The organism is Shewanella sp. 3_MG-2023 (assembly GCF_030548765.1).
Taxonomy (GTDB): Bacteria; Pseudomonadota; Gammaproteobacteria; order Enterobacterales; family Shewanellaceae; genus Shewanella.
In genome coordinates, this window is record NZ_JAUOSH010000011.1 from 84,130 (window position 1) to 101,770 (window position 17,641).

Annotated in this window: 13 protein-coding genes; 7 read left to right on the forward strand and 6 right to left on the reverse strand. The window is 43.6% G+C overall.

Annotated elements, in window-relative coordinates; genetic code table 11:
- Positions 1 to 75: 75 nt before the first annotated feature.
- Both trxA and rho read left to right on the forward strand, forming a co-directional pair.
- Entirely contained in the window at positions 76 to 402 is a 327-nt protein-coding gene (gene trxA / locus Q4591_RS08455) for a thioredoxin TrxA (protein ID WP_055023577.1), read from the forward strand.
- 345 nt (positions 403 to 747) lie between these two features.
- Complete coding sequence (gene rho, locus Q4591_RS08460) at positions 748 to 2,013, forward strand: transcription termination factor Rho (RefSeq protein ID WP_076539336.1); 1,266 nt, start codon at positions 748 to 750, stop codon at positions 2,011 to 2,013.
- 99 nt (positions 2,014 to 2,112) lie between these two features.
- On the opposite strand, the gene Q4591_RS08465 is transcribed toward rho, so the two are convergent.
- From Q4591_RS08465 to Q4591_RS08480, 4 genes are all read right to left on the reverse strand, one after another.
- Positions 2,113 to 2,850: a fumarate reductase iron-sulfur subunit gene (locus Q4591_RS08465; protein WP_303460499.1), complete on the reverse strand. Its 738-nt coding sequence runs from the start codon at positions 2,848 to 2,850 to the stop codon at positions 2,113 to 2,115.
- Complete coding sequence (locus tag Q4591_RS08470) at positions 2,850 to 4,841, reverse strand: fumarate reductase flavoprotein subunit (RefSeq protein ID WP_102437005.1); 1,992 nt, start codon at positions 4,839 to 4,841, stop codon at positions 2,850 to 2,852. Before Q4591_RS08470 ends, Q4591_RS08465 begins: the two co-directional genes overlap by 1 nt.
- Before the next feature lie 84 nt (positions 4,842 to 4,925).
- Entirely contained in the window at positions 4,926 to 5,666 is a 741-nt protein-coding gene (locus tag Q4591_RS08475) for a fumarate reductase cytochrome b subunit (RefSeq protein WP_102437007.1), read from the reverse strand.
- Positions 5,667 to 5,878: 212 nt separating this feature from the next.
- Positions 5,879 to 6,784, reverse strand: coding sequence for a LysR family transcriptional regulator (locus Q4591_RS08480; RefSeq protein ID WP_102437009.1), 906 nt, complete (start codon positions 6,782 to 6,784; stop codon positions 5,879 to 5,881).
- 317 nt (positions 6,785 to 7,101) lie between these two features.
- Between Q4591_RS08480 and prmA the strand changes: the two genes are divergently transcribed.
- The 5 genes from prmA to ftsZ all read left to right on the forward strand — a co-directional run bounded on the left by prmA (position 7,102) and on the right by ftsZ (position 11,935).
- Positions 7,102 to 7,983, forward strand: coding sequence for a 50S ribosomal protein L11 methyltransferase (prmA, locus tag Q4591_RS08485; protein WP_102437011.1), 882 nt, complete (start codon positions 7,102 to 7,104; stop codon positions 7,981 to 7,983).
- Positions 7,984 to 8,156: 173 nt separating this feature from the next.
- Positions 8,157 to 9,125, forward strand: coding sequence for a tRNA dihydrouridine synthase DusB (gene dusB, locus Q4591_RS08490; RefSeq protein WP_102437013.1), 969 nt, complete (start codon positions 8,157 to 8,159; stop codon positions 9,123 to 9,125).
- Between the two features lie 18 nt (positions 9,126 to 9,143).
- Entirely contained in the window at positions 9,144 to 9,449 is a 306-nt protein-coding gene (gene fis, locus Q4591_RS08495; RefSeq protein WP_011494902.1) for a DNA-binding transcriptional regulator Fis, read from the forward strand.
- A gap of 267 nt (positions 9,450 to 9,716) precedes the next feature.
- Entirely contained in the window at positions 9,717 to 10,724 is a 1,008-nt protein-coding gene (locus tag Q4591_RS08500) for a YafY family protein (protein ID WP_102530748.1), read from the forward strand.
- A 53-nt stretch (positions 10,725 to 10,777) separates the two neighbouring features.
- On the forward strand, positions 10,778 to 11,935 hold the full coding sequence (gene ftsZ, locus Q4591_RS08505) for a cell division protein FtsZ (protein ID WP_303460503.1): 1,158 nt from the start codon (positions 10,778 to 10,780) through the stop codon (positions 11,933 to 11,935).
- A gap of 49 nt (positions 11,936 to 11,984) precedes the next feature.
- On the opposite strand, the gene Q4591_RS08510 is transcribed toward ftsZ, so the two are convergent.
- Together Q4591_RS08510 and Q4591_RS08515 are read right to left on the reverse strand one after the other, a co-directional pair.
- The gene (locus tag Q4591_RS08510; protein WP_303460506.1) at positions 11,985 to 15,035 is read right to left on the reverse strand and encodes a UvrD-helicase domain-containing protein; all 3,051 of its coding nucleotides are present in this window, start codon (positions 15,033 to 15,035) and stop codon (positions 11,985 to 11,987) included.
- 198 nt (positions 15,036 to 15,233) lie between these two features.
- Positions 15,234 to 17,633: an ATP-binding protein gene (locus tag Q4591_RS08515; RefSeq protein WP_102437021.1), complete on the reverse strand. Its 2,400-nt coding sequence runs from the start codon at positions 17,631 to 17,633 to the stop codon at positions 15,234 to 15,236.
- Between the last annotated feature and the right edge of the window lie 8 nt (positions 17,634 to 17,641).

Below are 17,641 nucleotides of genomic sequence, written 5' to 3' on the forward strand. Positions count from 1 at the left end.
AAAGCTATTTAACCGTCCCAATATACATGGTAAGCCATTAATAAACTAGCAATGGTGCCAAATCTGGAGATCTACATGAGCGATAAAATTGTATACCTAAGCGATGACAGCTTCGAAAACGACGTCATTAACTCAGAATTACCAGTACTGGTAGACTTCTGGGCAGAGTGGTGTGGTCCTTGTAAAATGATTGCCCCAATCCTAGACGACGTGGCTGAAGAGTACGCGGGTAAGCTAACTGTAGCTAAATTAAACGTTGACCAAAATAATGTTTCACCTGCTAAGTACGGTGTACGTGGCATTCCAACATTATTAATGTTTAAAGGCGGCGAGTTAGTTGCTACTAAAGTGGGTGCTTTATCAAAAACTCAACTTAAAGAGTTTATTGACGCACAAGCTTAATCAAGTCTATTTATAAAATCGCGGCACTATTGATTAATGACATAACCTGCTAACCCCGTTAGCAGGTTATTGCTAAAAAAAACGCTATTTTAGTGTAATGAACAACAATCAATTTTAATAATGTTGCGTGTTTTACGTTTGAAAAGTGACAATCGGCACAATATATGAACAATTTGTGCCGTTTTTTCGCTAAAATTCTGGACGCACTGCCCATATAGTGCTAATTTATTCATCAGATTTTTCAACCAAACCCCTACTCGCTTATCAATCGACTATTTCAATTTCGTAAGACCCAAAGAAAGATTGATTGCAGTAAGCATCGTCGCGTAATACAAGACCCCCAACATGAATTTAACTGAATTAAAAGACACGTCTATATCAGATCTGGTTTCACTAGCAGATAGCATGAAATTAGAGAACATGGCCCGTGCCCGTAAACAGGACATCATCTTCTCTATTCTGAAATCCCACGCCAAAAGCGGTGAAGACATTTTTGGTGGCGGTGTGCTTGAAATCCTCCAAGATGGTTTCGGCTTTTTAAGAAGCTCAGATGGTTCATATTTAGCAGGCCCTGATGACATTTATGTCTCTCCTAGCCAAATCAGACGCTTCAATATGCGTACCGGTGATACCATCTTTGGTAAAATCCGCCCACCGAAAGATGGTGAACGCTATTTTGCACTCTTAAAAGTTAACGAAGTTAACTTCGATAAGCCTGAAAATTCTCGCACAAAAATCCTCTTTGAAAACCTTACCCCACTGCATGCAGAAGAACGTATGCGTATGGAACGTGGTAATGGTTCAACAGAAGACATCACCTCACGTATTTTGGATCTATGTTCTCCAATTGGTAAAGGTCAGCGTGGTTTGATTGTGGCTCCGCCTAAAGCGGGTAAAACCTTATTGCTACAAAACATGGCGCAAAGCATTACCTATAACAACCCAGAAGTGGTGTTAATGGTATTACTTATCGATGAACGTCCTGAAGAAGTAACCGAAATGCAGCGCATGGTAAAAGGTGAAGTTATTGCTTCTACCTTTGATGAGCCAGCAAGTCGTCACGTTCAAGTTGCTGAAATGGTTATTGAAAAAGCCAAGCGCTTAGTTGAACACAAAAAAGACGTGGTTATCTTATTAGATTCAATCACTCGTCTTGCCCGTGCATACAACACAGTAATCCCATCATCAGGTAAAGTGCTTACTGGTGGTGTTGATGCAAACGCATTACATCGTCCAAAACGTTTCTTCGGTGCTGCACGTAACATCGAACATGGCGGCAGCTTAACCATTATCGCAACAGCGCTTGTGGATACTGGCTCTAAAATGGATGAAGTTATTTACGAAGAATTTAAAGGTACTGGTAACCAAGAGTTACACCTTTCTCGTAAAGCAGCTGAAAAACGCGTTTTCCCTGCAATCGACTTTAACCGCTCTGGTACTCGTCGTGAAGAGAAACTAACCACGCCTGATGAGCTACAGAAGATGTGGATTTTACGTAAAATCCTTAATCCTATGGATGAAGTTACCGGCATGGAATTCCTTATCGATAAATTGGCAATGACCAAAACTAACGATGAGTTCTTCACTGCAATGAAACGCGCTAAGAGTTAATTCTCTTTATCGTTTCAGTACAGTAAACTGAATACAAAAATGCCGCTAACTGAGTTAGCGGCATTTTTATTTGTAAATTTAACCCTTATAACGTCTGAGTTAACAGCTCACAATCGTTTGTGCCATTTTACGGCGTAAATAGGCAATTTGCTGCATGTGCGGTAAATCTTTCGGGCAGGCATCTTGGCAACCCAGTAAGGTCATACAGCCAAATACGCCGTCTTGATTACCAATCACATGATAGAAATCTTCAGCAGTGCGAATATCACGGCTATCCATTTCAAAGCGGGCGATTTTCATCATCCCCACAGCGCCAACAAAACTGTCTTTCATTTGCTTAGTGGCACATGCAGACACACAAACACCACATTCAACGCAGCGTTCAAGCTCATATAACTTAGCCGCCTCAGCAGGGTCCATTGGCGTTTCTAAGCGATGAATATCAATATCGTTGGCATCAGGTTGCAACCATAACTGCAGTCGCTCAGCTAGCTCGCGCATGAATTTACCCGTGTTCACTGACAAGTCACCAATTAACTCAAAACCCGGTAACGGCATTAGGGTAATGTTACCGTCAGGGAAATTAGCGGTTAAGGTTCTACAAGCCAATGTAGGTTTGCCATTAATCACCATAGCGCAACTGCCACAGATCCCTGCGCGGCAGACAAAATCAAACTGCAGTGAAGGATCTTGTTGCTCACGCAGCATATTAAGCGCAATAAATACTGTCATTCCAGGCGCTTCAGTGAGCTCATATGTGACCATTTTAGGTTTATCGCTTGGATCTTGTGGATCGTAACGAAAGATATTAAAACTGATAGTTCGTGGGCTGGTCATTAGCTCTTTTCTCCTGACGCCAAAAAGGTGTCACTTAATCTTTCATTACGCGGACGCAAGCTTTCTGGTAAATCAAATGGCATAACGGCTGCTTGTTTTTCAACGCGGTCTGCATCGTCACCCAGCTCAGCGAGGATTTTTTCAATTTCAACTTCACGGGCAGCAGTATCAGGATGCGCAATGGCATTGTCGTTACCATAACCACGATAACCTGGCGGCAACTCCATCTTCATCACATCAAGTTGCTCGTAAGTTAGCTTGGGCTCAAGGGCGTTTTCGTCTGGCCAAGTTGATAAAGTGCGGTTGAGCCATTCTTTATCATTACGTTGCGGGTAATCTTCACGAGCATGGGCACCGCGGCTTTCTGTACGGGCATTGGCGCCGCACGCAACCGTTAAGGCAACCCGCAGCATACGCGGCACACGTAACGCTTCCACCAGCTCAGGGTTCCCATGACGTTTTTTACATTTAAGGCCAATACTTTTACTGCGAACCAGTAATTCTTTTAATTCAGCAATGGCTTTTTCAAGCTCAGGACCATTGCGGAAAATACCTACGTAATCCATCATGATGCGCTGCATTTCCAGTTTGATATCAAACACATTTTCAGTGCCCTTACCGACTAACAAGCCGTTGATTTCTTGCTGCATCTTAGCCATGCTGGCTTCAATTTCGGCTGTATTGATTTCAAGGGTGTTCTTTTCACAAAAATCAGCCACGTACTTACCGATGATCATACCGCCAACTACAGTTTCAGCCAGAGAATTTCCACCTAAACGGTTAAAGCCATGCATATCCCAACACGCAGCCTCACCCACGCTAAATAAGCCTGCTAATTGCGGGCTTTCACCGGTAGCATTAGTACGAATACCGCCCATTGAGTAATGCTGAGTCGGACGCACTGGGATCCAGTCTTTGGCAGGATCTATGCCCAAGAAATTTTCACAAATCTCTTTCACTTCTCTAAGGTTGGTTTCAACGTGTTTGCGCCCAAGCAAAGTGATATCAAGCCATAAATGCGGCCCATAAGGGCTATCAACGCCTTTATCTTTACGCATATGTTCAGTCATGCGCCGTGAGACCACATCTCGAGAGGCGAGCTCTTTCTTTTCAGGCTCATAATCTGGCATGAAACGATGACCGTCTTTATCTCGCAGTAAGCCGCCATCACCTCGGCAACCTTCCGTGGTTAAGATCCCCACTGGTACAATCGCTGTTGGGTGAAATTGCACCGCTTCCATATTGCCTAATGTGGCAACGCCAGTATCTAACGCCAATGCTTGGCCAATGCCTTCACAGATAATGGCATTGGTAGAGACTTCATAAATACGGCCATAGCCGCCTGTTGCAATCGTCGTTGATTTACCAATATAGGCACGTAATTCACCCGTAATGAGACAACGGGCAATGACGCCGTGACAACGTTTGCCATCATGAATAAGCGATAATGCTTCAATGCGTTCATGGACAGGAATATCCATTTCAATGGCTTTGTTGTCAACGGCATACAGTAGTGAGTGGCCGGTGCCGTCGGCGGTATAGCAAGTACGCCATTTTTTAGTCCCGCCAAAGTCACGGGCATTAATTAATCCGTGGGCTTGCTCGGCTTCAGTAATGGTGACCTTTTCGGCGTTCACCACCACTTCACGATCGCCAGCACTAATACGTGACCAAGGCACGCCCCAATTAGCAAGTTCTCGCACCGCTTTAGGTGCGCAATGGGCAAACATGCGCGCCACATCTTGATCGCAGCCCCAGTCAGAGCCTTTTACTGTGTCTTGAAAGTGGACGTCTTCATCGTCACCCATGCCTTTAACTGTATTACCAAGGCTGGCTTGCATACCGCCTTGGGCTGCAGCAGAATGGGAACGTTTGGCAGGTATTAATGACAGCACCACGGTATCTAAACCACGCTCTTTGGAGGCGATTGCCACACGTAAACCAGCAAGACCGGCGCCGACAACTAATGAATCTGTATAAATAATTTTCACTGGCATTCCTTTAATACGGTATTAGGCTTTGTATTTCTAAGCGATAAACTCAATGGTGCATGACTGTGCACAGTCACTGTGTCTTTAACTCGGTACAAAAGGCGTTACGGGTAACTCCAACGATTGCCCAATAAAGATGTAGGTCAATAAACTTGCGATACCAATAATCATTAAGTAAACCACCATTATTTTGGCAAGCTTAAGCGCCGCCATACGCTTTGTGGTCACGCCCCACTTTACCGCTAGGCGATAGAGACCAAACATGGCATGCAATACCACAGCAGGTAATAGCAAGACATACAGCATCCACACATCTTGGTGGTAAACACGCTCAGCCGATAAATGCGGGCCGATTTCAGGATTGGTGATCATGTCAAACAAGTGAACGGGGGCGAGAAAGAACAGTAAAAAACCCGTAATTAACTGCCAAAACCAAATTTTAGTATCTTGGTGAGGCATAATGGTCATTTGACTTCTAAGTGCCCGCCATTGCTTTATTTGTGCAGGAAAGCGACGTAAGGCAAATACAGCGTGGATTAATAAGACTATCAGCATAAATGCCGAAATGAATTTAGTCAGAACAGGAAAGCCATGGCCAGTTTCACTGAACATGCCCCCTTCTAAGAAGTGGCCTACATGATAAAAGGCTTCTTTACTGATCAAAATACTCGACTCAAAATGCAGATGCATAATGATGAATATGCCAAGTAACAGGCCAGTTGCACTTTGAAGCATATCGGCCCGAGCGGCCCATACAGGATGAGAGAATCCGCTGGTCTTTTTTGCTGCAGAGGTTAGCGCTTCAAGAGCGGGTTGATCAGCCATAAATTTGCACGTCCTGTAAATTCAATATGACTTATGACCATATCAAGTTCACAAACGGTAGCAATAACCAAAAACCAGCAAGTGACCCAGATCACCCACCGCAAGGCAAGAGTCAGACGCAGATCACACCAACGCGAATCGTGAGATGTTAGCAAGCCACTGCGCTTTGAGATAAAGATTTGAACTTGATATCAAACCCTCTAAACATAAGACTAAATAGCCACAGCTTGTTGTAATTGCAGGCAATGTTGCCGCAGTTTATCACGCATTAACAACATGGCAGGGCTGACATGCTGTCGCCCTGCACAAATGAGATTCAACGGCATCGCCTCACTGGTAAATCCAGGCAATATCTGTTGCAGTCGACCGCTATTTAAATCATCTACAACATCTAAAGCCGATTTAAATACAATGCCTTGGCCTGATACTGCCCACCGACGAGTGACATCAGCATCATTGCTACTTCGATCACCACTCACCCGTATTTTAAAGCTCTGCTGCTCGTTAATTAACGTCCACAAATCATAATTACGTTCATCAACCTTATAAATTAAACAATTGTGCTGCGCTAATTCAGCTGGGCTTTTAGGTTCGCCATGATGCTGAATATAAGCAGAAGAGGCACATAACACCCGTTGAGTATGACAAATATTAAACGCCACTTGGCTTGAATCAGGCGGTATGCCATAACGTAACGCCATATCAATTTTATCGTGCTGAAAATGGCTAAGGCTATCGCCTATATGCAGTTGAATGGTTAAATCTGGATACTGCAGTAGAAAACTGTCTAACCAAGGTAAGAATACATTCCGGCCAAAGTCAGAAGAGACTGAGATATTGAGCTGACCTGAGATTTGACCTTTTTCGGTTAACAAGGCTTGCTGGCCTAATTGCAATTGCGCCAGCGCCTCGCGACAATGGATCAGATAATGCTCACCTTCGGCGGTCAGACGCAAGCTACGAGTGGTGCGAATAAACAGTACGCTATTTAACTGTTTCTCTAATCGTTTTAATGCTGCACTTGCCGCAGCAGCTGAAATATCTAGCTCAACTGCAGCAGCGCCAATACTGCCGCAATCAGCCACTCGCACAAACAGGTGTAAATCATTTATCTGCATTGTCTGGACCTTAATCTCACATCTTAATCATTCATTACTAAAATAATTTTGATAACGATACAAATATTACCCTCTAAATCATCATAGTCAATTTGACTCAAATACACTCATCGCGGTGAAATAGTCCCACAATCAGTCCACTTCTGAAGTGTAAAAACCAATGTTTCACAACAAATATCAGCCGCTAAATAGTTATCATTTGGCGCGTTTTTGCTTTTTGGCCGATAAACCCAAAGGAATATCTGCCACCTCGTTATGGCATCAGCTATAATAGCCGCCAATTCATGTTTAATTTTATTATCAGTTAGGAAAATCCCATGCCTTGGATCCAATTACGAATTCACACTCATCGCGATCATGCAGACATGCTAGGCGACTTATTGATGGATCAAGGTTCTGTGTCTATCACCTACGAAGACGGCCAAGATGAGCCAATTTTCGAGCCTAAACTAGGTGAAACACCTTTATGGCAAGACACCATATTAATGGCCTTATTTGATGCTGGCACTGATTTAGCACCGACCATAGAGTTATTAGAGTCAGTTCCCTGCTTAGGTAAAGGCTTTAACCATAAAATTGAACAAGTAGAAGATAAAGACTGGGTTCGTGAATGGATGGACAGCTTCCACCCCATCAAATTTGGTCAGCGTTTATGGATTTGCCCAAGCTGGCGTGACATCCCTGAACCAGACGCAGTAAATGTTATTCTTGATCCAGGTTTAGCCTTCGGTACTGGTACTCACCCAACCACCGCATTATGTTTAGAGTGGTTAGACAGCTTAGATTTGTCAGATAAAGAAGTTATCGACTTTGGTTGTGGCTCAGGCATCTTAGCCATTGCTGCATTAAAGCTTGGCGCGAAGAAGGTCACCGGGGTTGATATTGACTATCAAGCCATTGATGCATCGACAGCCAATGCCGAGCGCAACGGTGTTGTCGAGCAGTTGTCACTGTATTTACCCGAAAACCAACCAGAAAATTTACAGGCTGATATCTTAGTCGCTAACATCTTAGCCGGCCCACTGCGCGAGCTTGCCCCATTGATTGCAGAGAAAGTCAAAACAGGTGGTAAGTTAGCCCTTTCAGGCTTACTACAAGAGCAAGCAGAAGAAGTATCACAATTCTACAGCCAATGGTTCATCATGGATGAAGCGGCTCACAAAGAAGACTGGAGCCGCTTGACAGGCACCCGCAAATAACGGTAAAGGCAGCACACCCCTTATGGCAGCTAGTTTTACGCCAAAAGGGGCTCTGACGACTCCACAACTAAAAGTCAAGCAAAAAAGTTATCTTTAGTTCATTTATTGACCTTTTCAGGACGGTAAAAAAGGGCTAATATAGCGCCCCTTTGACGAGCATGGTGAATAACTCAATGCAAATTGGCCCCTATCAACTGAAAAATCAGCTGATCGTGGCACCAATGGCAGGTGTCACCGATCGCGCTTTTCGAAATCTTTGTTTACGTTATGGCGCAGGCCTAGCGGTTTCAGAGATGCTTTCATCTAATCCCGAAGTTTGGGATACCGATAAAAGCCGCCAGCGCATGATGCATTCTGGTGAAGAAGGTATTCGTTCAGTACAAATTGCAGGTGCAGATCCTGATTTAATGGCTGCGGCCGCCCAGTTCAACGTTGAACAAGGCGCTCACATCATTGACATCAATATGGGCTGCCCTGCCAAAAAAGTGAATAAGAAGCTTGCTGGATCAGCATTAATGCAAGATCCCCAGCTAGTAAAAGCGATTTTACAGGCTGTTGTTAGTGCAGTTGATGTACCGGTAACGCTAAAGATTCGCACAGGCTGGCAACCTGAACACCGTAATGGTGTTGAAATTGCTCATATTGCCGAAGATTGTGGCATTGCCTCCTTAGCCGTTCACGGCCGCACTAGGCAGTGTATGTATAAAGGCTTTGCCGAATACGACACGATTAAAGCAATAAAACAAAATGTCTCAATCCCTGTTGTTGCCAATGGAGATATCGACAGTCCAGAAAAAGCTAAGTTCGTCTTAGACTACACTGGCGCCGATGCTGTAATGGTAGGACGAGGAGCCCAAGGCAGACCGTGGATTTTTAGAGAAATTCACCACTACTTGGAAACAGGTAACAAATTACCGCCAGTTGAGGCAAGCGAGCAACGAGAAATCATGCTCGAACACCTTAACGCTTTGTACGAATTGTACGGCGAGTACAAAGGTGTCCGATTTGCTAGAAAGCACATGGGATGGTACCTAAACCAAGAAGAGCAGCGTCAATTTCGTGCTGACTTCAATAGGCTTGAAACCGCTGAACAGCAATATTCCCTTGTGGAATGTTACTTTGATGAATTAGTTAATTTTTAATATAAAGAGCAGAATAGAATGTTTGATCAGACAACTAACACAGAAGTTCACCAGCTAACCGTAGGTAAGATTGAAACCGCTAACGGTACAATCAAGCCACAATTATTACGTGACGCAGTTAAGCGCGCAGTAACAAACTTCTTCTCTCAGTTAGACGGTCAAGAAGCGTCTGAAGTATATGAAATGGTATTAAGTGAAGTTGAAGCACCTTTACTAGACATCATCATGCAACACACACGTGGCAACCAAACACGTGCAGCGAACATGCTAGGTATTAACCGTGGCACTTTACGCAAAAAATTAAAAAAATACGGCATGAACTAAGACTTAACGTCTAAGTGATTGTAAGAAAACGGGCTTTCCAGCAATGGAAAGCCCGTTTTTGTTGATATGTCCCCCCATATGTACCCCCGTTGTTTTGTTGCCCCTTCCTGTATTCGATTCCGCTTTCCTTCAACGTAATTCCGAAGCTAAAACTTTAACTTTTACTCATGGTTAAATATCAGATAATGATACAAAAAATGCTTAGTGCGTCAGATTCTGTCGCAGGGTAGTATTATGCTCATGGCATAGATAATCGGGAGAACATCGATGCAAATCAATATCCAACGCCAAATTGCCATGCTGGAACAAATACCTGCTCATCCAAGGCGCATTACCGCTAATGACATCACTGCAAGACTGCAAAGTCGTGATTTTGATATTGGATTAAGAACCGTGCAGCGGGAATTAAAAGCCATGTACGACATGGGGCTGTTTGGCATAGTGCTCGATGACAGAAGCAAGCCTTTTGGCTGGTCGATTGCCGCCTGTTGGCGTGGTCTTAACTTGACCTTGATGGATAATCACATGGCATTGGCATTTTACACCCTAAAGCACAGTGCTAGCCAACTGCTGCCTCCCCAAAGCCTTAAGCAGTTGACCCCTTATTTTGACCGTGCAGATCAAATATTAGGAAATGATCCTGATAACCCTTGGCTTTACTGGGCCTGCCGCGTGGCGCAGTTACCTAAACCTTTTCCTTTTATAATTGAGCAGCAAGATCCACAAATATTTGAAGCTGTGCAATCGGCACTGCTTAACAAGCGCCAGATTGCCTGCCAAATAAAGCGAGTGATCCAAGGGAAAAGCTATTGGCTTGATTACACGCCCATTAATCCTGAAGGTATACAAATATCAGATGGTGTCGCACTACTGACCTTTACCATTGGCACGGTTGAGCCAAAACTTTTTGCCAAATCCATCGACTTACTACGTAATGTGCGAGTGCTGGACACCCCTTCCATTACTCGAAGTGAAGCTAATATTGCCCGTAGAAAAATGGAAAACCAAGCGGAGTTGATTGATATTGAATTGCTTTTTTCTGCATCAGCAAACTTTATCATGCGCAATGCCAAGCTCAGTGACAATCAAACTGTTAAGCAGTTAGAAGATAAACGCTATCTGGTTGAAGCAACCGTTGAAGACACCTCAGGATTAAGAACATTGTTGTGGAGCATGGCTGACAATGTCGAAGTGCTGGCACCAGCCAAATTAAGAGCCCATTTCACTCGATTAATTAACAAGGTCAATGCGCGCTATCAAAATGCTGCGTCTTAGGCTGTCGCACCCTTAAGTTACGCTGTTTAGCGTAACTTCAAGGAGATGAATCGATGTTTGACTTACTGACGCAAAACAGCCCATCACCTCGCATTGCCGTTTTCGGTGTGGGAGGCTGCGGCTGCAATACCATAAATCAACTTAGCCAATCGCCATTCAATGACAACGTCCTGCTGATTGCCGTCAATACTGATGCACAATCACTGCAGGCCTCTCAATCTAGCACTCGATTACAAATTGGCATTGAAGCCACTAAAGGATTAGGTGCGGGCGCTAAGCCCGAAAAAGGTCAAGCTGCTGCGCAGGAGTCTGAAGCACAAATAAAAGAGCTTATTGAACTCGCCGACATCATTTTTATTACTGGCGGTATGGGCGGCGGCACTGGCACTGGCGCCATCCCGTTCATGGCTTCAGTCGCCGCAGCGCTAAATAAACCATTAATTGCCGTGGTTACCACCCCTTTTAGTTTTGAAGGCCAGCAAAGGAATCTTCTGGCCAATAAAGGCGTCGATAAATTAATGCAGCACGCCAATGCTGTAATCGTGTTACCTAATGACAAACTGGCTAAAACTCTGGATAAGAAAGTCAGCCTAGTTAACGCCTTTTTTGAAAGTAACCGTATTTTGCAAGATGTATTGCTGGGGTTAACCACCACCATTAGCCAATCAGGTTTGATTAATATCGATCTCAATGATTTCATTGCGGTGGTAAATCACCATGGACGAGCCGCTATGGGAGTGGCGAAGCAAATGCCAGGTGCAGATATCCAAGTGACGATTAATAGCGCCCTTAAAAATCCATTACTGGAAGACGTTGAGCTGACTCATGCCAAAGGAGCGATTGTCAGTGTGATGGCATCTGAAAATATTGAGCTCAGCCAATATAATATGATTGGCGAAACCCTGCAGCAGCAACTCGACCCTAGTGCATTGGTGATAATTGGATTAACCATAGTGCCTGAGCTGGATTGCGAGCTGGAATTGATGGTGATTGCCACCGGTATTCAAGCCACAACCGACCAATCAGTAATCATTATGGATGATGTTAAAGTACCGCCTTCAACAGACCGCTTTGCATCAGTAGAGCTGCTTAATCTTCACGATTTTCTAAAAGAAAAGTCTGTAGACAGTAACGATGATAATCATTGCTTAGCTGAGCTCGATGTCCCGACTTATACCCGTAACTTAAATCAAAAAACAGCAGGGCAATAATATCGGCCCCTAGGGTGAGCCGCTAGCTGCTGCTATATCTTTGATAGCATCAGAGAAGGCTCACTCCTTTCAAGTCGATCGACTTCGGCAGTACTAACTTGGCTTTATCAACTGCATGGGTGCAACTTTGCCTGCTGTTAGCCTTGCTACTTTGACGATGACTACCACGATAATTTTTACAGCCCCAGAATTCCCCCCGAGCGCTTTTTCTTAGTACCATATCAGCGCCGCAAACGCTGCATAACGGTGTGGTATGGGCGCATTGATCATTAAGACAGACTTTAAAGCCTGCAAAGCGTTTACGGGTCATGGGGCTTGCACAAAGCTCGCAGCCTGCTTCTTTGTGGTCGCACAAAGGAAAGTGGCAACAGGAATAGAATGATTTAAAGTTACCGGTTCTTTGCTTTAATACTCCTGTGGTGCAGCGAACACAGTTAATATCTTCAAACAGCCTTTGCACTATAGAGGTCGTAAATTCTGCTTGCTCAATGGCATAACCATCTTGAATAAGCTCTGTGACAAACGGGCTGACGTCGGTCATATCGGCCAGCACATAGGCGCGATGCTTAGCACGGGTTAACGCCACATAAAATAACCGTCGCTCTTCAGCGTACTTAAAGTCTTCTTCTTTTGCTAAAAAGGCATCTAACAAAGGCGGGATGATTTTATTTGATGGAAAGCCATGCTGGCCGGTTTTCATCCCGATGATCACCACATAGTCAGCCTCTTTACCTTTAGCGCCATGAAAGGACTGACACTCAATGGTTATATTGGAGTATTGCTGATTCAGTAGTCTTAGGGCATTACTATCTGGCAGCTGAAACCAAAAGCGGGCCAGTAAGTACACTGTCGGTTGCTTTGCGCCAGCTTTAAGCTTATTGACCCTAGCACTAATCGCCGACAATGCTTGCGCTAACGCATTAGGGCTTGGGTTGTCACCTGTGGCGGCTTCATGTTCGCCGCGCTTAATCACTGATACCGCCGCTTGGGTCACTGTCACGTTGGAGCGAATCTGTTTTTTAAGCTGCGCCGGATTTTGAGTGACAAACTGGGTAGCAACATCGCCAATGCTGCTATTAAATCTAAATGTTTGGTCAAGATAGCTTGTCGCAGCTGCGCCAAAATAGTCACTAAAATGGGTCGTTAGGCTGACATCTGCGCCACTAAAACGATAAATAGCCTGCCAGTCATCGCCAACACAAAATAATGAGGCTGTGGTTTTACTCTGTGCTGAGTAAGCCTGTGTTAATGCTTTAACTAAACGCGCTCTAGGCTCGGAGATATCTTGAAATTCATCCACCATAATATAACGCCACGGGCTAATGAATTGCCCTGTTTGTATATAGTTAAGCGCCTTGGCAATCATGTCTTCAAAATCGATATCGCCATTTGCAGCTAACTGCTGTTGGTAAGCGGTTAATATGGGCTGGAGCAATTCAAATGCCTTACGGCTTTGCTTGGGATCAGTAGCTTGATTAAATAGCTTGTCTAGGCCTTTATTATCAAGGCAAGCCGCTTTGTATAAACCAATAAGCTGACTAAATAATTTGGCTAATTCAGTCACCCGCCCAAGCTCATTAAGGGTTGCCAGTATCGCGTCATCGGGCAGCGGCGCATATTGCAGTTCAAATGCCGTTAATGCCTGTTGCAATTCTGCCGTTAACTGGCCCTTTTTATGCTGATAGTAAAATAGCTCAATACAGGCAGTATCATGCTGTTGATGTAACTCGCGTTTCCACTGTATCGACTCAAGATAAGCCTGATTATCGATATAACTGGCGGTATTATTAGCCTCATCAATGCCGTAATATTCAATATAAACATCATATTCTGGCAGGTAAAAATCAGGCTGGTACTGGCGAAAATCAACACTACTAACATCATGCTCATACTTGGCTTCATAGCGATATTCAATGCCGTTTTTAAATAGCCAGTTAGCAATATACAGTTCGCCGAAACTCTTAACCCGCTCGCCTTTAAGCGTGCGAATATCATTGTCAGTTAAGTATTGGAAGTACTCGCCTTCGGATTCAAAATCAAATGGGCTTTTTTCCACATAATAATATTGGCTAAAAAACTCACACAGCCGTTTGCGGAAAACCTCATCTTTAAGCAAGTAGTCAAGCTGGAGTTGTAACCATTTCTCTTTGGCTTGGTCATCTTCTGCCAATGGTGACAAACTGGGCTGCTTGCCTTCCACTGCTGCAATAATCCTTAAACCAAGGCTGTGAAAGGTGCTGGCTTTGATATCATCAGTGCCGAGTTTTTGTTTGATGCGGTCATCCATTTCATCAGCGGCTTTGCGGCCATAAGCTAACAATAAAATATCCGCTGCTTGCGCTTGACCGCTGGCAACTAAATAGCCTGCACGCCCCACCATTACACTGGTTTTACCGGTGCCAGCCCCTGCCAGTAATAAATTGTTATCATCATCTATAACGCAAGCGCGGCGCTGTTTATCGGTTAATGGCTTTGATTCAACATTATCAAAAAAGTCTGCATATTTGACTAATTGCCTGTCAACATAAGCCGAACGAATTTGCGCTATCTTGGCGTTATTCCAATGATAAAAGCCAGATAATTTCACTAACGCAGCGTTAAGCGTTACCGATAACCCCGCCGATTTACACCATGGAAACCAGCGGCGATATTCACGTTTAATGCGAGGCTGCATTTGCCCAAGTAACGACTGACGTAAATACTTATTCGCTAAGGTATGCTCAATGCGGGCAACTAACTCACACAGCTGCTGCTCATGAGCTTGCGCCCAATATTGTTCAATCTCTTGTTTAAATTTGGGGTTAGAAAAATATCCCAGAAATGGCACCTGATAAAACTGGCCTTGGGCTTGAAATCGAAGCAAACTGCCTAAAAAGCTTGGGGTAAACTCGGCTGGCGCAACCAGTTGCTGCCAAGTAAATTGTTGCAGCTGAGGTACAGGTTTTACTGTAAACCAATGCCTAAATAAACGACCTTGCTGAGCACGAAACTCAATGCCATTAGCCGATAATTTAATGGCATCTGCAGCGCCTAAATACAGGCGCCCAAACCAACTATGCTTGATCGTTTTTTCTGATTTTTTAAATTTTTCTGGTAACAATTTACAACCTACGACTTAATGGCTGAACAGCAAACTATTGATATTTAGGCGTCACTATAGCTTAATCTTAAGCGCCTAAGCATGATCTTTATCTGCTAATGATTTAGCGATGGGTAATTGAGTTAACCGCAACTGGGGTTAATGAGATAGACAGGCGTTTTATGTAAGCAGGCTTGCGGGCTATCGCTATGAGTAAGCTCAAAAGATAGCGATTAAGATCTCGTCTAATTTAGAGCTATGAATAGGCTTAGTGACAACCTCAGTACACCCCATGCTGATCATATCGATACGGGTTTGCTCAAAAGCATCTGCGGTACAGCCAATAATTAACGGCTCATTAGCCAAGTTTAACGCTTTAATTGCCTTGGTCGCGGCAATGCCGTCCATCACCGGCATATGATTATCCATGATCACCAAGTCAAAGTGTGTTGCTTGCACTTTATCGACACCAATTTGACCGTTTTCAGCGACCTCACAATCAAAGCCGCGTTTGTTGAGGAACATCTTCATCACTTTTACATTGATTTTATTATCTTCAACAATAAGCACTTTTAAACCTGAGCCATCAAACATAGAGCTATGATGACCTGTGACCTGTTGCGGTTTGGCATCTAATTTAATCGGTATACTCACTCTAAACTGGCTACCTACCCCCAGCTCACTATTGAGTTCTATGCTACCTCCCATAACATTCACCAGCTCAGAGATAATCGCCAGCCCTAGCCCAGTGCCGCCAAACCGACGGGTGGTATCCGCTTCAGCTTGAGAGAATGCCTGAAAAACATAATCTTGTTTATCTTTATTAATACCAATACCGCTATCAGACACAATAATTTCTAATAACGGCTCAGCCTCATTATTGATGACGTTAATTGACGCGGCAATATGGCCTTGAGGGGTAAACTTCCACGCATTATTGAGCAAGTTTTGTAGTATTTGTTGAATTCGGATCTTATCAGCGACACAAACTTTATCTTGCTCGCCAGCCGACTCAAAGCTAAATGCCAAGCCTTTTTCATCGCACAAGGCTTTATAAATCGGTTCAACTTCCGACTTGAGTTCGTTGATGGTAAAACGGGTTAAATTTAAGGTTAATTTCCCCGCTTCAATTTTTGAAAAATCCAAAATATCATTGAGCACAGATAGCATGTGCTTTCCTGATCTCAATAAGGTATTGACCATCTCTTCTTGTTCAACATTAAGAGAAGTGTCTTTAATCAGTTCTGTCATACCTAACACGCCATTCATTGGAGTGCGAAGCTCATGACTCATTGATGCTAAAAACTGCGATTTTGAGATATTTGCGGCATCGGCTTTTTTGGCAGTGAGTTTTAACGAGTCTTCCAATTCTTTGCGCTCAGTAATATCACGCTCAACCGCCATAAAACCTTCTAGCTCACCTGAATCATCATACAGCGGCCCAATTTGCACCTCTAACCAATAGGCTTCGTTACTCTTGGTGTAGTTAATTATCTCAAAAGTACCAAAGCCTCTATTTTTTATTAGCTCACCAATTTTACGAGCCGTTACTTTGCTAGTCTTTGGCCCTTGCAGTAAATCTGCGGGTTTCATGCCCAACACTTCATGTTTTTTATAGCCTGTCATCTTCTCAAATGCACCATTGACCCAAATTATTTTGATATCAGGATCGGTAAATACCACCGCATCTCGCATATATTTGACAACCCGCGCAAGTCGAGTTGATTCAGCCTCTTTATTTTTTAAATTTTCCGCCTGTTGCTCAAGTAATTGCTGTGAGCGAGCTAATGACTGAAAGGGGGATACTAAGATTTTTCTACCCAAAAAATACAAGAGTAAAATGGTCATACTGGTAGCAAGCAGCATTCTAAGAAATAAGCTTCGTAAGAAGTCTGACTCTATTTTTTCAACAAATTGTGGCGATGATGCATACAGAAGATAAATATCAAATTGGGGGATCATTTTCGCTTGAGTCTGCCAGCCACCCTGGGGAGACATAGCCCAGTTAAACCTGTCTTGTCTGATCCCAAACCAATGATTTTTATCTGCAATTAATCGACCTATTAATTGCGAGTCATTTAACTGGATAATATAAGCAGTCAAGCCCTCAGCTAATGCGTGATATCGTATCGGCTCAGTGATTAATAAGTAATCTTGGCCACGCTCGTTAAAAAAGATATAGTTGTTATCATTAAGAATTGACTCATCATTAATCCCCTCAACCAGGTAATGTCTTAGTTGCTCCCCAAGCTCAAATTCAAGATAAATGCCCTCGCCAGCAAAGTCATACAGGTTCACAAAAGTATCTACATCATGTGGTTTTATCAGTGATAGTTGGTCATGTAAGGTATGTTTATCATCAACACCTTCTAGCGTCGCGCTGATAACATCAGGGTAAGTGGATATTTTATTAACATCCCTTTCATGGGCGCCGATGAACTCGGCAACGTATTGTTCAATTGCAGAAAATTTACCTTTTAAATTCTCTTCATTGATGAGTTTTGCAGTTTCAGCGGCCTGATTGGACACAAAAATATAACTGGACGCCATAAAGGTAATGGCCCCCAACAAAATAAACAGCGAAAATAAATGCATTCCATTTTTTTTATCAAACCACATAATAAATT

Coding starts and splice junctions, on each gene's coding strand:
- prmA (WP_102437011.1), top strand. CDS start 7,102: ATGCCTTGGATCCAATTACGAATTCACACTCATCGCGATCATGCAGAC.
- trxA (WP_055023577.1), top strand. CDS start 76: ATGAGCGATAAAATTGTATACCTAAGCGATGACAGCTTCGAAAACGAC.
- Q4591_RS08500 (WP_102530748.1), top strand. CDS start 9,717: ATGCAAATCAATATCCAACGCCAAATTGCCATGCTGGAACAAATACCT.
- Q4591_RS08465 (WP_303460499.1), bottom strand. CDS start 2,850: ATGACCAGCCCACGAACTATCAGTTTTAATATCTTTCGTTACGATCCA.
- Q4591_RS08515 (WP_102437021.1), bottom strand. CDS start 17,633: ATGTGGTTTGATAAAAAAAATGGAATGCATTTATTTTCGCTGTTTATT.
- ftsZ (WP_303460503.1), top strand. CDS start 10,778: ATGTTTGACTTACTGACGCAAAACAGCCCATCACCTCGCATTGCCGTT.
- fis (WP_011494902.1), top strand. CDS start 9,144: ATGTTTGATCAGACAACTAACACAGAAGTTCACCAGCTAACCGTAGGT.
- Q4591_RS08475 (WP_102437007.1), bottom strand. CDS start 5,666: ATGGCTGATCAACCCGCTCTTGAAGCGCTAACCTCTGCAGCAAAAAAG.
- rho (WP_076539336.1), top strand. CDS start 748: ATGAATTTAACTGAATTAAAAGACACGTCTATATCAGATCTGGTTTCA.
- Q4591_RS08480 (WP_102437009.1), bottom strand. CDS start 6,784: ATGCAGATAAATGATTTACACCTGTTTGTGCGAGTGGCTGATTGCGGC.
- dusB (WP_102437013.1), top strand. CDS start 8,157: ATGCAAATTGGCCCCTATCAACTGAAAAATCAGCTGATCGTGGCACCA.